11 protein-coding genes are annotated in these 14,068 nt (G+C 62.4%); 7 read left to right on the plus strand and 4 right to left on the minus strand.

All coding sequences use genetic code 11. From position 1 onward, the window contains the following. Positions 1-3: 3 nt before the first annotated feature. A complete protein-coding gene (locus CO666_RS11730; RefSeq protein WP_097612307.1) occupies positions 4-1,152 on the minus strand; it encodes a Gfo/Idh/MocA family protein in 1,149 nt (382 codons plus the stop codon). Positions 1,153-1,283: 131 nt separating this feature from the next. After that, complete coding sequence (locus CO666_RS11735) at positions 1,284-1,961, minus strand: TetR/AcrR family transcriptional regulator (protein WP_097612308.1); 678 nt, start codon at positions 1,959-1,961, stop codon at positions 1,284-1,286. Positions 1,962-2,164: 203 nt separating this feature from the next. Here CO666_RS11735 and CO666_RS11740 point away from each other — a divergent pair, with 203 nt between their 5' ends. The 7 genes from CO666_RS11740 (at position 2,165) to CO666_RS11770 (ending at position 10,885) form a co-directional block, all read left to right on the plus strand. Next, a complete protein-coding gene (locus CO666_RS11740; RefSeq protein ID WP_097612310.1) occupies positions 2,165-3,451 on the plus strand; it encodes an ABC transporter substrate-binding protein in 1,287 nt (428 codons plus the stop codon). A gap of 6 nt (positions 3,452-3,457) precedes the next feature. Further along, positions 3,458-4,417: a carbohydrate ABC transporter permease gene (locus CO666_RS11745; protein ID WP_179869664.1), complete on the plus strand. Its 960-nt coding sequence runs from the start codon at positions 3,458-3,460 to the stop codon at positions 4,415-4,417. Beyond that, complete coding sequence (locus CO666_RS11750; RefSeq protein WP_097612312.1) at positions 4,410-5,297, plus strand: carbohydrate ABC transporter permease; 888 nt, start codon at positions 4,410-4,412, stop codon at positions 5,295-5,297. Before CO666_RS11745 ends, CO666_RS11750 begins: the two co-directional genes overlap by 8 nt. After that, positions 5,297-6,394: a Gfo/Idh/MocA family protein gene (locus CO666_RS11755; protein ID WP_179869666.1), complete on the plus strand. Its 1,098-nt coding sequence runs from the start codon at positions 5,297-5,299 to the stop codon at positions 6,392-6,394. The genes CO666_RS11750 and CO666_RS11755 overlap by 1 nt, the downstream gene beginning before the upstream one ends. Before the next feature lie 25 nt (positions 6,395-6,419). Next, positions 6,420-7,496 carry an ABC transporter ATP-binding protein gene (locus CO666_RS11760; RefSeq protein WP_097612315.1) on the plus strand — a complete coding sequence of 359 codons (1,077 nt, stop codon included), beginning with the start codon at positions 6,420-6,422 and terminating at the stop codon, positions 7,494-7,496. A gap of 62 nt (positions 7,497-7,558) precedes the next feature. After that, entirely contained in the window at positions 7,559-8,434 is an 876-nt protein-coding gene (locus CO666_RS11765; RefSeq protein WP_097612316.1) for a phosphotransferase, read from the plus strand. Beyond that, positions 8,435-10,885 carry a GcvT family protein gene (locus CO666_RS11770; protein WP_097612317.1) on the plus strand — a complete coding sequence of 817 codons (2,451 nt, stop codon included), beginning with the start codon at positions 8,435-8,437 and terminating at the stop codon, positions 10,883-10,885. A 234-nt stretch (positions 10,886-11,119) separates the two neighbouring features. On the opposite strand, the gene CO666_RS11780 is transcribed toward CO666_RS11770, so the two are convergent. Beyond that, on the minus strand, positions 11,120-12,577 hold the full coding sequence (locus tag CO666_RS11780) for a mannitol dehydrogenase family protein (RefSeq protein WP_097612318.1): 1,458 nt from the start codon (positions 12,575-12,577) through the stop codon (positions 11,120-11,122). Further along, positions 12,574-13,989 (minus strand): glucuronate isomerase, encoded by a 1,416-nt coding sequence (gene uxaC, locus CO666_RS11785; RefSeq protein ID WP_097612319.1) that lies wholly within the window; start codon positions 13,987-13,989, stop codon positions 12,574-12,576. Before uxaC ends, CO666_RS11780 begins: the two co-directional genes overlap by 4 nt. Positions 13,990-14,068 lie beyond the last annotated feature (79 nt).

Here is a 14,068-nt window from a genome sequence, read left to right on the forward strand (position 1 = left end):
GGCTCAGAACTCCAGTGCGGGAACATCGAGCCAGCGGCGTTCGGCCCAGGATTTCAGCCCGAGTTCGGCGAGCTGCACGCCCTTGGCGCCGGCTTCCAGGCCGTAGGGCCATGGCGCATCCTCGACGACATGGCGGATGAACATCTCCCACTGCGCCTTGAAGCCGTTGTCGAAGGCCTGCGTATCCGGAACCTCGTCCCAGGTCTTGTAGAAGTCGATCGTCTGCGGCTGGTCGGGATTCCACACCGGCTTCGGCGTGTTGACGCGGTGCTGGCTCCAGCATTTCGTCAGGCCGGCGACGGCCGAACCATGCGTGCCGTCTACCTGGAAGGTGACGAGGTCGTCGCGGCGCACGCGCACCGCCCAGGACGAATTGATCTGGGCGATCGCCCCGCCTTCCAGTTCGAAGGTCGCATAGGCGGCATCGTCAGTATCGCAATCATAAGGCTTGCCCTGCTCGTCGATGCGGCGCGGAATATGCGTGGTGCCGAGGCAGGAGACCGCCTTGACCTCGCCGAACAGATTGTCGAGCACGTAGCGCCAGTGGCACAGCATATCGAGGATGATGCCGCCGCCGTCGCCCTTGCGGTAGTTCCAGGAGGGGCGCTGGGCCGGCACGCCCCAATCGCCTTCGAAGACCCAGTAGCCGAATTCGCCGCGCACCGAGAGGATCTTGCCGAAAAAGCCGGAATCCCTGAGCAGCGCCAGCTTGCGCAGGCCGGGCAGGAAGAGCTTGTCCTGCACGACGCCGTGCTTGAGCCCGGAGCGCCGCGCCTTGCGGGCGAGATCGATCGCCACCTGCAGGTCGTCGGAGATCGGCTTTTCGCAATAGACATGTTTGCCAGCGTCGAGCGCCTTGGACAGCAGCTCGGCGCGCATCAGCGTCGTGCCGGCGTCGAAGAAGATCGTGTCGTCGGGATTGGCAAGCGCGGCATTCAGATCGGTCGACCAGCGCTTGATGCCGTGCTTCTTCGCCAGCTCTTCCATCTTGGCGCCGTTGCGGCCGACGATGATCGGGTCGATCTCGAGTTTCTCGCCGGATTTCAGCGTGATGCCGCCCTGGTCGCGGAAGGCCAGAATCGAACGCACCAGGTGCTGGTTGTAGCCCATGCGGCCGGTAACGCCGTGCAAGATGATCCCCAAGCGTGCCATTTTTTCCTCCCTGGAATCTTTTGCGGCGGGGAGCGGGCATGCGGCCCGGCCCTCCCAAGCCGGTAACTAAACAGTTACTTGATGGCAGAAGAGCGCCAAGCCTGTCAAGAGTCGAATCCGACTTTTGAGTTTCAGCGCTTGATCGAGGCGAGCGTGACGTGGACGATATGCCTTTCCCAGGCATTGAGATGGGCCGGCTCGATCAGGTCTCGGCCGAAAATGGTCGAGAGCGTGTACTGGTTGGAAAGATAGAAATAGCCGAGCGAAGCGATCGTCAGATAGACATGCAACGGATCGGCGGTCTCGATGAAAACACCCTGTTTCTTTCCCTGCTCCAGCACTTGGGAAAGCTCGCCGATCAGATGTGAATGCAGCTCCTTGAGCCGGACGGACTGGCGCAGCCAGCGGGCGCGGTGCAGGTTTTCCGTGCCGAGCAGGCTCAGGAACTCCGGATGCTGGAGGAAGTAGCGCCAGGTGAAGAGCGCCAGTTCGCCAATGCCCTCCTCCGGGCTGCGGTCACCGATATGGAGCGCGCGCTCGGCGGTGCGGATGCCGACATAGGCCTCTTCGAGCACCTTGAGGTAAAGCTGCTCCTTGTCGCCGAAATAATGGTAGAGCATGCGCTTGTTGGTACCGGCGCGCTCGGCGATGGCGTCGACGCGGGCCCCGCCCATGCCGTTTTCGGCGAATTCCCGGGTGGCCGCTTCCAGGATTGCGGCGCGTGTCCGCTCCGGATCGCGTTGGCTCGTCCGCTCCTGCGACGGACGTCGAAGCCGTTTCCTTTCCGCATTCCCCCCGCTGTCGTTCATCGCTCCACCCTCCGTCTTCACGTGTTGCGCTCATAAGCCTTCGGTGCGAAATTGTAAAAACCGAATTTGAAGGCTGGCTCGCGAGCCGACACACCGCTTGACACGCTTGCCGCTTTGCCCGTAGCTTGTAACCAATTAGTTATTTGCGCAAGCGAAACTAGTTTGGAAGCGTGTGGAGGCGCTTCCCTTTGGAGGAGGAAAAAATGACTCTACGTGTAAGCAGACGTAATTTCGTTGCGGGAAGTGCGGCGCTTCTGTCGCTCTCGGCGCTCGGAACCAGCGCCATGGCACAGGAAACGCGCCTGCGTCTCCTGTGGTGGGGCTCGCAGCCGCGCGCCGACCGCACCAACAAGGTGTCGGAACTCTACAAGGCGAAGAATACCGGCACCGCCATCACCGGCGAGTTTCTCGGCTGGGCCGATTACTGGCCACGGCTTGCGACCCAGGTCGCCGGCCGCAACGCCCCCGACATCATCCAGATGGACTATCGCTATATCGTCGAATATGCCCGGCGCGGCGCCCTCGCCCCGTTGGAATCCTACATGCCGTCGAAGCTGCAGCTCGAGGATTTCGATCCGGCGCAGATCGAAGGCGGCAAGGTCGACGGCCATCTCTATGGCGTCAGTCTCGGCGCCAACTCGGCCGCAACAGTGTTGAACGCCGCCGCCTTCAAGGAAGCCGGCATCGATCTCCCGACGCAGAAGACGACCTGGGAAGAATTCGGCAAGATCGGCGCCGAGATGACCAAGGCCGGTAAGCGCAAGGGTTACTTCGGCTTTGCCGACGGCAGCGGTGTCGAACCGGCCCTTGAAAACTACCTCCGCCAACGCGGCAAGGCGCTCTATACGGCGGACTCGAAGATCGCGTTCGGTCCTGAAGAAGCGTCTGAATGGTTCGATATGTGGGCTAAGTTCCGCGCAGCCGGAGCTTGCGTCACACCCGATATCCAGGCTCTGTATAAAGACACGATCGATACCAGCCCGCTTACGCTTGGTAAGGCTGCCTGCGATTATGCGCACAGCAACCAGTTCGTCGGCTATCAGGCCATGGTCAAGGATAAGCTGGCTCTGACCAACTACATGCGCATCACCCCGGACTCGAAGGGCGGCCATTACCGCAAGCCGTCGATGTTCTTCTCTGTCTCGGCGCAGTCGAAGGTGATGGATCAGGCGGTCGACTACGTCAACTTCTTCGTCAAGAATCCGGAGGCCGCGGTGATCCTCGACGTCGAGCGCGGCATTCCGGAATCGAAGGCAATGCGTGATGTCGTTGCCGCCAAACTCGACGAAACCGGCAAGGTTCCGCTCGACTATGTTGCCGGCCTCGGTGATCTCGCCGGCCCGCTGCCGCCCCCGCCGCCGACCGGCGCAGGCGAAGGCACCCTTATTCTGCGAAACATCGCCGAACAGGTCGCCTTCGGACAGCTGTCTCCTGCCGATGGCGGCAAGCAGCTTGTCGATGAAATCACGCGAATTCTCGCACGAGGCTGATCCCGTATGAGCAATGCGATGCGCACGCCCGCAGGGGCCATAACCGTGGAAAGATATCAGGGGGCCGTAGCCGAAGGACGCTTCCGGCGTCTCTGGAATGCCAATGCCCCCGGCTATCTCTTCCTTCTGCCATGGCTTATCGGCTTTTTCGGGCTGACGCTCGGGCCGGCCCTGATTTCGCTCTACCTCTCCTTCACCGACTTCGACATGCTGCAGTCGCCGAGGTGGGTGGGGACCGCGAATTACGTGCGCATCGCCACGGCGGATCCGAAATTCTCGGCCGCCATGCACGTCACCTTGACCTACGTGGTCTTCTCGGTGCCGTTCAAACTGACCTTCGCCCTGCTGGTCGCCATGGCGTTGAACCGCGGCCTGCGTGGGCTGTCGATCTATCGCGCCATCTTCTATCTCCCGTCGCTGCTCGGCGGCAGCGTGGCGATCGCCGTGCTCTGGCGGCAGCTTTTCGCCAGCGATGGCCTCGTCAATGCCGCTCTCTCGCATTTCGGCATCGAAGGTCCGAGCTGGATCTCGCATCCGAGCTATTCGATTTACACGCTGGTGGCGCTGTCCGTCTGGCAGTTCGGCTCGCCGATGATCATCTTCCTGGCCGGCCTGCGCCAGATCCCGCAGGATATGTACGAGGCCGCGAGCCTGGACGGCGCCTCGAAATTCCGGCAATTCTACAAGATCACCCTGCCGCTTCTGACGCCGGTGATCTTCTTCAATGCCGTCGTCCAGACGATCGAAGCCTTCAAAGCCTTCACGCCGGCCTTCATCATATCGGGCGGCACCGGCGGGCCGATCAACTCGACGCTGTTCTACACGCTCTACCTCTATCAGGAAGCCTTCGGCAATTTCCGCATGGGCTATGCTTCGGCGCTCGCCTGGATCCTGGTGGTGATCATCGCGATCTTCACGGCCTTCTCCTTCCTGACCTCGCGTTATTGGGTGCACTACGATGACTGAGATGACCGCTTCCGTCACGGCGGCCAGGCCGCCATCCGATATCACCAAACGCAGCCTGCCGGCGTCGCTCGTCATCCACGCCCTGCTGATCGCCGCCTCGCTTTTGATGCTTTACCCGCTGTTGTGGATGGTTTCGGCATCGGTCAGGCCGGAAAACGAGATCTTTTCGTCGACCTCGCTGATCCCGTCGTCGATCGATATTTCCTCCTATGCGCGCGGCTGGAACGGCCTCGATATCAGCTTCGGCCGGTTCTTCTGGAATTCGCTCGTTATCTCGCTGCTTGTGGTGACCGGCAATGTCATCGCCTGTTCGCTGACGGCCTACGCCTTTGCGCGGCTGCGCTTTGCCGGCCGGAACTTCTGGTTCGCGATCATGCTCGGCACGCTGATGATCCCCTATCACGTGACGCTGATCCCGCAATATGTGCTCTTTCTCGATCTCGGCTGGGTGAACACCATCCTGCCGCTTGTTGTGCCGAAGTTCCTGGCAAGCGATGCCTTCTTCATCTTCCTGATGGTGCAGTTCTTCCGCGGTATCCCGCGCGAACTCGACGAGGCGGCGATGATGGATGGCTGCAGCGCCTGGCGCATCTATTGGAAGATCATGCTGCCGCTGTCGTTGCCGGTGCTGGCGACCGCCGCAATCTTCTCCTTCATCTGGACCTGGGACGATTTCTTCGGTCCGCTGATCTACCTGAACGACATGAACACCTATACGATCCAGCTCGGCCTGCGCACCTTCGTCGACTCCACCAGCGCATCCGATTGGGGCGGCCTGTTCGCCATGTCGACCCTGACGCTGGTGCCGGTGTTCTTCTTCTTCCTGTTCTTCCAGCGCCTGCTGATCGAAGGCATCGCCACGACGGGCATGAAGCGTTGATGGCGGCCATGAGAAAGAGTGACATGGGCGTGAAGACGGTCGCGATCGTCGGCTGCGGCATCGGCCGCTCGCATATCGTCGAGGGTTATCTGCCGCATGCCGACAAGTTCAAGGTCGTGGCGATCTGCGACCTGAACGTTGAGCGCCTGGCTTCGGTCGGCGACGAGTTCGGCATCGAACGCCGCACCACCTCCTTTGCCGAGTTGTTGGCCGACGAGACGATCGACATCATCGATATCTGCACCCCGCCCGGCATCCATCTCGAACAGGTGGTCGCAGCACTCGCCGCCGGTAAGCATGTGGTTTGCGAAAAGCCGCTGACCGGCTCGCTTGCCGGCGTCGATACGATCATGGAAGCGGAAAAAGCGGCCCCGGGCGTGTTGATGCCGATTTTCCAATATCGCTACGGCGACGGTATCCAGAAGGCCAAGCGGATTATCGACGCCGGTATTGCCGGCAAAGCCTATACGGCTTCGGTCGAAACCTTCTGGCTGCGCAAGCCGGAATATTATGCCGTGCCCTGGCGCGGCAAATGGGCGACGGAACTCGGCGGCGTGCTCGTCACCCATGCGCTGCATCTGCATGACATGATGATGCATCTGATGGGCCCGGCGGCCAGGGTCTTCGGCCGCGTCGCCACCCGCGTCAACGACATCGAGGTCGAGGATTGCGCCTCCGCCAGCCTGCTGATGGAAAACGGCGCCTTTGTTTCGCTGTCCTGCACGCTGGGTTCGCAGGAACAATTGAGCCGGCTGAGGCTGCACTTCGAGAACGTCACTTTCGAAAGCAGCCACGAGCCCTACACGCCCGGCAAGGATCCCTGGAAGATCATCGCCGCCAATGACGACGTGCGGCAGAAGATCGACCGGGTGATTGCCGACTGGCAGCCGGTCGCGCCGCGTTTCACCACCCAGATGGGCCAGTTCCATGCCTTCCTCAGCGGCCATGGCCCGCTGCCGGTGACGACGGTGGATGCGCGGCGCGCGCTGGAACTCGTCACCGCCATCTATCAGTCTTCCGACAGCGGCGCTGAAGTGCCGCTGCCGGTCGGTCCGGACAGTCCGAAATACGCCGATTGGCGCGCAAGAACGAAGTAACCGCAAAAGAGAGGGTTTTGAGAAGATGGCAACCAGTGTCGTTCTTCAGAAGGTCGAGAAGCGCTACGGCGCGATGGATGTGATCCATGGCATCGACCTGACGATCGATCCCGGCGAATTCGTCGTTTTCGTCGGCCCCTCCGGCTGCGGAAAATCGACCCTTCTGCGCATGATTGCCGGTCTCGAGGAGATTTCGGGCGGCGCGCTCTTGCTCGACAGCGAGCGCATGAACGAGGTGGCGCCGGCCAAGCGCGGCATCGCCATGGTCTTCCAGTCCTATGCGCTCTATCCGCATATGTCGGTCTACAAGAACCTCGCCTTCGGCCTGGAGACGGCGGGTTACAAGAAGGCCGAGATCCAGCCGAAGGTCAAACGCGCTGCCGAAATCCTGCAGATCGAGAAGCTTCTGGAGCGCAAGCCGAAGGCGCTCTCCGGCGGCCAGCGCCAGCGTGTCGCGATCGGCCGCGCCATCGTGCGCGAACCGCGCATCTTCCTGTTCGACGAGCCGCTGTCCAATCTCGATGCGGAACTGCGCGTACAGATGCGCGTCGAGATCTCCCGCCTGCACCGGCAGCTCGGCAACACGATGATCTACGTTACCCATGACCAGGTCGAAGCCATGACGATGGCCGACAAGATCGTGGTGCTGAATTCGGGCCGCATCGAGCAGGTCGGCGCGCCGCTCGATCTTTACAACAATCCCGCCAACCGCTTCGTCGCCGGCTTCATCGGCAGCCCGAAGATGAACTTTCTGAAGGCGCGCATCGAGCAGGTCGGCGCGGTCGAAACCAGCATCCATGTCTGCGGCAATTCCGTTCACCTGCCGCGCCGGCTGAACGGCGAGGCCGGCCAGGAGGTCACCTTCGGCATCCGCCCCGAGCATCTGTCGCTGGCCGGCGGCGCCATCACGCTTTCGACCGTCAATGTCGATCTCGTCGAAAATCTCGGCGGCGCCACCATGCTCTATACGACGACGCCGGATGGCCAGCTCCTGACCATCGCGCTCGACGGTCAGCAGAAGGTCGAGCGCGGCACCAACGTCACCACCTTCTTCGATCCGGTCCGCTGCCACGTCTTCGATGCCGCGGGCAAGACGATCTAATCCCGCTGCTTGACATCGGATCCCCCTCTGCCCCATCATTTCCCGAGGGCAAGGGGGATAGCATGACGCCTGAAGATAGGATTCATGCGCTCGGCATCTGGCAGGGCCCGATCGAAATTTCGCCGATCTCGGGTGGCATCACCAATCGGAACTATCTGGTCAGCGATGCCGTTGCGCGTTGCGTGGTCAGGCTCGGCACCGATATCCCGATCCATCATATCAGCCGGCAAAACGAGCTTGCCGCAAGTTATGCCGCCCATGCCGCCGGCATATCGCCTGCCGTCATCCACCATTCGCCCGGCGTGCTTGTGCTCGACTATATCGAAGCGAGGGCGCTTTCGCCGGAGGATATCAGGACGCCGGATATGCTGGCCCGGGTCGTTCCGCTGGTGCGTGCCTGCCACCATGATATCGCGCGGCATTTCCGCGGCCAGGCGATGATCTTCTGGGTCTTCCACGTCATCCGCGATTATGCCGCCAGTCTGAAGGAGTCGGGCAGCGCCTATCTGCCGCTGCTGCCGGGACTGATGGCCAGAGCGGAAATACTGGAACAAGCGGCAGGGCCTTTCGAGATCGCCTTCGGCCACAACGATCTGCTCGCCGCCAATTTTCTCGACGACGGCAAGCGGCTCTGGCTGATCGACTGGGATTATGCCGGCTTCAACACGCCGCTGTTCGATCTCGGCGGATTGGCCTCCAACAACGAGCTCTCGCAAGCGGCCGAGCAAATGATGCTGGAGAGCTATTTCGACCGGCCGCTCACCGATGATCTCAGCCGCCGCTATAGCGCGATGAAATGCGCCTCGCTGCTGCGCGAGACGCTGTGGAGCATGATTTCGCAAATCCATTCCACCATCGATTTCGATTATTCCGCCTATACGGCCGAAAATCTCGGGCGCTTCGAACGCGCCTATCAAGCCTTTGAACAGGATCGATAAATGACGAGACAATTACCGAAGACGGCGAAAGCCGTGGTCATCGGCGGCGGCATTATCGGCTGCTCGACAGCCTATCATCTCGGCAAGCTCGGCTGGACCGATACCGTCCTGCTGGAGCGCAAGAAGCTCACCTCGGGCACGACATTCCACGCCGCCGGCCTGGTCGGCCAGCTGCGCACCAGCGCCAACATCACCCAGCTGCTCGGTTATTCCGTCGATCTCTACAAGCGGCTGGAGGAGGAAACCGGCCTCGGCACCGGCTGGAAGATGAATGGCGGTCTGCGCCTGGCCTGCAACGAGGAGCGCTGGACGGAGGTCAAACGCCAGGCGACCACGGCTCAATCCTTCGGTCTCGAAATGCAATTGCTGACACCGCAGGAGGCCTTCGATCTCTGGCCGTTGATGACGATTGACGATCTCGTCGGCGCCGCCTTCCTGCCCACGGACGGCCAGGCCAACCCCTCCGACATCACCCAGGCGCTGGCGAAGGGCGCCCGCATGTCCGGCGTTTCGATCTTCGAGGATACCGAAGTCCTCGACCTCGACATCGACAAGGGCAAGATCCGCGCGGTGATCACCGCCGAGGGCCGCATCGAATGCGAACGCGTCGTCGTCTGCGCCGGCCAATGGACGCGCGCCTTTGCCGCCCGCTTCGGCGTCAACGTGCCGCTGGTCTCGGTCGAGCATCAATATATCATCACCGAATCCTTCGGCGTGCCCTCCAACCTGCCGACCCTGCGCGATCCCGATCGACTGACCTATTACAAGGAGGAGGTCGGCGGTATCGTCATGGGTGGTTACGAGCCGAACCCGATTGCCTGGGCGGAGAAAGGCATCCCCGAGGGTTTCCACTACACGCTGCTCGACAGCAATTTCGACCATTTCGAGCAGATCATGGAACAGGCGCTCGGCCGCGTTCCGGCGCTGGAGAATGTCGGCGTCAAGCAACTGCTGAACGGCCCTGAAAGCTTCACGCCCGATGGCAACTTCATTCTCGGCGAGGCGCCGGAACTGAAGAATTTCTTCGTCGGCGCCGGCTTCAACGCCTTCGGCATTGCCTCTGCCGGCGGCGCCGGCATGGCGCTTGCCGAATGGGTGACGAAGGGCGAGCCGCCCTATGATCTCTGGCCGGTCGATATCCGCCGTTTCGGCCGTCCGCATTTCGATACCGACTGGGTGCGCACCCGCACGCTGGAAGCCTATGGCAAACACTACACACTGGCCTTCCCCTTCGAGGAATATGCGAGCGGCCGCCCCTGCCGCAAATCGCCGCTCTACGACCGGCTGAAGGCGCAGGGCGCCTGTTTCGGCGAAAAGCTCGGCTGGGAGCGGCCGAACTGGTTTGCCGATCTCTTCGCCAACGAGGAGCCGAAGGATGTCTACAGCTACACCAGACAAAACTGGTTCGACGCCGTCGGCCGCGAGCACAAGGCGGTGCGCGAGGCGGCCGTCATCTTCGATCAGACCTCATTCGCCAAATTCGTGCTGAAGGGCAGGGATGCCGAGGCAGCGCTCTCCTGGATCGCTTCCAACGATGTCGCAAGGCCGGTGGGATCGCTCGTCTATACCCAGATGCTGAACGACAAGGGTGGCATCGAATGCGACGTGACGGTCGCCCGGATCGCCGAGGATGAATATTACATCGTCACCGGCACCGGTTTCGCCACCCATGACTTCGACTGGATCGCCCGCAATATTCCGGCGGGCATGCATGCCGAACTGGTCGACGTCACCTCAGCCTATTGCGTGCTGTCGCTGATGGGACCGAATGCGCGCACTGTTTTGGAAAAGGTGACGGGCAGCGACGTCTCGAATGCGGCCCTTCCCTTCGGCCAGGTCAGAACCATCGGCATCTCAGGCTGCCCGGTGCGGGCGCTGCGCATCACCTATGTCGGCGAGCTTGGCTACGAACTGCATATCCCCATCGAATATGCGACCACCGTCTATGACGCGCTGATGGCATCAGGCGGCGAACTCGGCCTCGTCAATGCCGGCTACCGCGCCATCGAAAGCTGCCGCCTGGAAAAGGGCTATCGCGCCTGGGGCTCCGATATCGGTCCCGACCATACGCCTGTAGAAGCCGGCCTCGGCTGGGCGGTGAAGATGCGGAAGAACATCCCCTTCCGCGGCCGCGAGGCGATCGAGCGGCAGCTTTCGGGCGGCGTGAAGAAGCGCCTTGCCTGCTTCGTCCCCGAGGATGCTGATACCGTACTGCTCGGCCGCGAAACGATCTATCGCGACGGCAAGCGCGTCGGCTGGCTGTCGAGCGGCGGCTTCGGCTACACATTGGGCAAGCCGATCGGCTACGGCTATGTCCGCAGCCCCGAGGGGGTGACCGAGGATTTTGTGCTCTCCGGCACCTATGAGCTCGATGTCGCGCGGGAGCGCATTCCCTGCAAAGTGTCGCTGGCGCCGCTCTACGATCCCGATATGGTGCGGGTGAAGGCGTGATATCCGGTATGGCTGAGACGAGCCGGTAACCCCAAACTCCCTCATTCCTGTGCCCGTCACAGGAATCCAGCCACCGCGCGTCGGCGCGGTGAAAGGCTCCCTACAAACTGGATAGAGTTTCCCGCGCCCAAGGACTTGGGCGCACTGGATCCCTGTGACGAGCACAGGGATGACGGAGGAGAGGATATGTCGTGTGGCACGCCCTCTCTTCTGCTGAAGAAAAGATTTCAAGCCTCAAAACAGCGGCAATCGATCGTCCTGAATCAGGATCTCCAGCTTATCCGACACATCCTGCGTCCAGGCCCGATGTCCCGTCAAAGCCGTCGGGAAAAGGCCGGGAAGGGTGAAGAGAGCCGCCGAAATCGCCGGGCCGGTGCGCGGGACATCGGCGATCAGCGCGGCGATTTCGCCGGCGCGGGGGTCGCGCAGCTCGTAGCGTTCGCCGTTGCCGCGCTCGCCGAGCGTATAGCGCATCCAGGCCGCGACGGCGATCGCATAGGTCTCCGCCCTGTCGCCATGTGCCAGCGCCTCGCATGCCGGTTCCAGCAGCCGCTGCGGCAGTTTCTGGGTGCCGTCCATGGCGATCTGATAGGTGCGATGGGCGATCGCCTTGTTTGCAAAGCGTGCTATCAATTCATTGGCGTAATCATCGAGATCGATGCCGGGCACCGCATCGAGCGTCCGCGCCGCCGCATGCATGTGGCGGTAGGCGAGCGCCGCCAAGCCGGCATCGTCCATGACGTCGCGGATGAATTCATAGCCGCCGATATAACCGAGATAGGCGAGCAGCGAATGCGCGCCGTTCAGCATCCTGAGCTTCATCTTCTCATAGGCCGAGACCTCCTCGACCATCAGCGCGCCGCGCACCTTATCCCAGGCCGGCCGGCCATTGGCGAAATGGTCTTCGATGACCCATTGCGTAAAGGGCTCCGTCTCGATCGCTGCCATATCCGTGCGGCCCATCAGCCGCTCGGCATCGGCATAGGTCGCCTCGGTGCTGGCCGGCGTGATGCGGTCGACCATCGTCGACGGGAAGGGCACATTCGCCTCGATCCAGCGATGCAGGTCGGCATCGATACGGGAGGTGAATTCCAGTACCAGGCGCTTCAGCACGGCGCCGTTGCTCGGCAGGTTGTCGCAGCTCAGCGGCGTGAAGGGCGCGATGCCCTTCTGCCGGCGGCGGGCAAGGCCTTCGACGAGATAGCCGATGACGCCGCGCGGCGCATGCCGGTTGGCAAGGTCGGCGACGATATCGGGGTGTTTCAGGTCGAGGCCGCCGGTTGCGGGGTCGAAACCATAGGCCTTTTCCGTCACCGTCATGCTGACGATGCGGATAGCGGGGTCTTCGAGCCGCGCCAGCAGGCCGGCCGGATCGCGCGGCGCCACATGCGCTTTCAGGATCGAGCCGATGACCTCGGCCGTCGTGCCCGAGGTATCGCGGATCAGCACCGTATAGAGCCCGTTCTGGGCGGAGAGATTGTCGGCGACATCGGGCGTGCGCAGGCTTGCCACCTCGATGCCCCAATCGCCGCCTGCAGCGGCGAGCGCGCCGTCGGTGAAGGGTGCGAAATGGGCACGGAAGAAAGCGCCCGGGCCGAGATGCAGGATGCCGGCCTTCAGCGTATTCCTGTCATAGGCGGGAAGTTTCGCCGTCGGCGCAAGGCCGGTCAGGTTTTGTAGTCTATCGCTCACAGCTTGTAGGCCTTCTTCGCATTGTCATAGGAGAGTTCGCGCGCGACGATCTCGGCGTCTTTCTTGGAAATCCGGTGTTCGGCGGCGAGCCCGGCGAGGAAACGGCAGACTTCGCGGCGCCAGACGTCATGGCGCGCCGGGATCGACAGCAGCGCCCGCGTATCGTCGTTGAAGCCCGCCATATTGGCGAAGCCGGCCGTTTCCACCACCTGGTCGAGATAGCGGCGAATGCCGAGCGGGCTGTCGTGGAACCACCAGGGCGGGCCGATCATCAGGCAGGGCCAATGGCCGACCATCGGCGCCATCTCGCGCGCATAGGTCGTCTCGTCGAGGGTGAAGAGCAGCACCCTGAGCCCCGGCGCATGGCCGTATCTGGAAAGCAGTGCATTCAGGCCGCCGACCCAGTCGGTGCGGGTCGGGATATCGGCGCCCATATTGGGGCCGCGCGTCGCAAACAGCCCGCTGTCGGTATTGCGTCGGGAACCGGCGTGAATCTGCATCACCATGCCGTCCTCGGCCGAAAGCCCGGCCATCTCGGTCATCATCTGGCCGCGGAAAAGCTCCGCATCGGCAGCCGAAAGCGGACCCCTCAGCGCCCTGTCGAGCAGCGCCTGTTTTTCCGCAAGCGGCAGATCAGCGGTGAAGGCTGTCGGCACGCCGTGATCGGTCGCGGTGGCGCCGAACTGGCGGAAATAGGCGCGCCGGCGCCGATGCGCCTCGATCAGGCCGTCCCAGCGCGTGACATCGGCGCCGGTGATCTCGCCGAACTTGATCAGATTGTCGCGGAAGCCGACGGCGTCCGGATCGGTGACGCTGTCCGGCCGGTAGGTGGTACGCACCTTGCCGATCCAGCCGTCGGCCGCCATTTTCTGGTGGTGGACCAGCGGGTCGAGCGCGCCCTCCGTCGTTGCGATCGTTTCGATGCCGAATCGCTGATGCAGCGCCCGCGGGCGGAATTCGGGACGGGCAAGCTGAGCATTGATATGGTCGTAAAGCGCATCGGCATTGTCCGGTGCCAGCGGCTCGGTGCAGCCGAGCACCGCCGACATCGCATGATCGACCCAGAGGCTCGACGGCGTTCCGCGGAAGAGGTGATAATGCGCGGCAAAGGCCCGCCAGATCGCCCGCCCCTCGGCCACCGGCTTGCTGTCGAGCCTGGGCACGCCGAGCTCGTCCAGGGTGACGCCGACGCTGTGCAGCATCCGGAAGAGATAGTGATCGGGAATGACCAGCAGCGAGGCCGCGTCTTCGAAGGGCTTGTCGTCGGCGAACCAGGACGGTTCGGTATGCCCGTGCGGGCTGACGATCGGAAGATTGCGCAACGTCTCATAGAGGTCGCGCGCGATTGTCCGTGTTGCCGGATCGGCCGGAAAGAGCCGGTCCGGATGAAGAAAGCCGTTTCCTACATCCATCAGTATTCCTCCCTGATGGATAAGGCCCTACCCCACAACATCAGGCGCGGCAAGGTCTTTTAGTAACCAAACGGTTCAG

This window comes from Rhizobium chutanense (assembly GCF_002531935.1).
Classification (GTDB): domain Bacteria; phylum Pseudomonadota; class Alphaproteobacteria; order Rhizobiales; family Rhizobiaceae; genus Rhizobium; species Rhizobium chutanense.

Coding starts and splice junctions, on each gene's coding strand:
- CO666_RS11730 (WP_097612307.1), bottom strand. CDS start 1,152: ATGGCACGCTTGGGGATCATCTTGCACGGCGTTACCGGCCGCATGGGC.
- CO666_RS11735 (WP_097612308.1), bottom strand. CDS start 1,961: ATGAACGACAGCGGGGGGAATGCGGAAAGGAAACGGCTTCGACGTCCG.
- CO666_RS11740 (WP_097612310.1), top strand. CDS start 2,165: ATGACTCTACGTGTAAGCAGACGTAATTTCGTTGCGGGAAGTGCGGCG.
- CO666_RS11745 (WP_179869664.1), top strand. CDS start 3,458: ATGAGCAATGCGATGCGCACGCCCGCAGGGGCCATAACCGTGGAAAGA.
- CO666_RS11750 (WP_097612312.1), top strand. CDS start 4,410: ATGACTGAGATGACCGCTTCCGTCACGGCGGCCAGGCCGCCATCCGAT.
- CO666_RS11755 (WP_179869666.1), top strand. CDS start 5,297: ATGGCGGCCATGAGAAAGAGTGACATGGGCGTGAAGACGGTCGCGATC.
- CO666_RS11760 (WP_097612315.1), top strand. CDS start 6,420: ATGGCAACCAGTGTCGTTCTTCAGAAGGTCGAGAAGCGCTACGGCGCG.
- CO666_RS11765 (WP_097612316.1), top strand. CDS start 7,559: ATGACGCCTGAAGATAGGATTCATGCGCTCGGCATCTGGCAGGGCCCG.
- CO666_RS11770 (WP_097612317.1), top strand. CDS start 8,435: ATGACGAGACAATTACCGAAGACGGCGAAAGCCGTGGTCATCGGCGGC.
- uxaC (WP_097612319.1), bottom strand. CDS start 13,989: ATGGATGTAGGAAACGGCTTTCTTCATCCGGACCGGCTCTTTCCGGCC.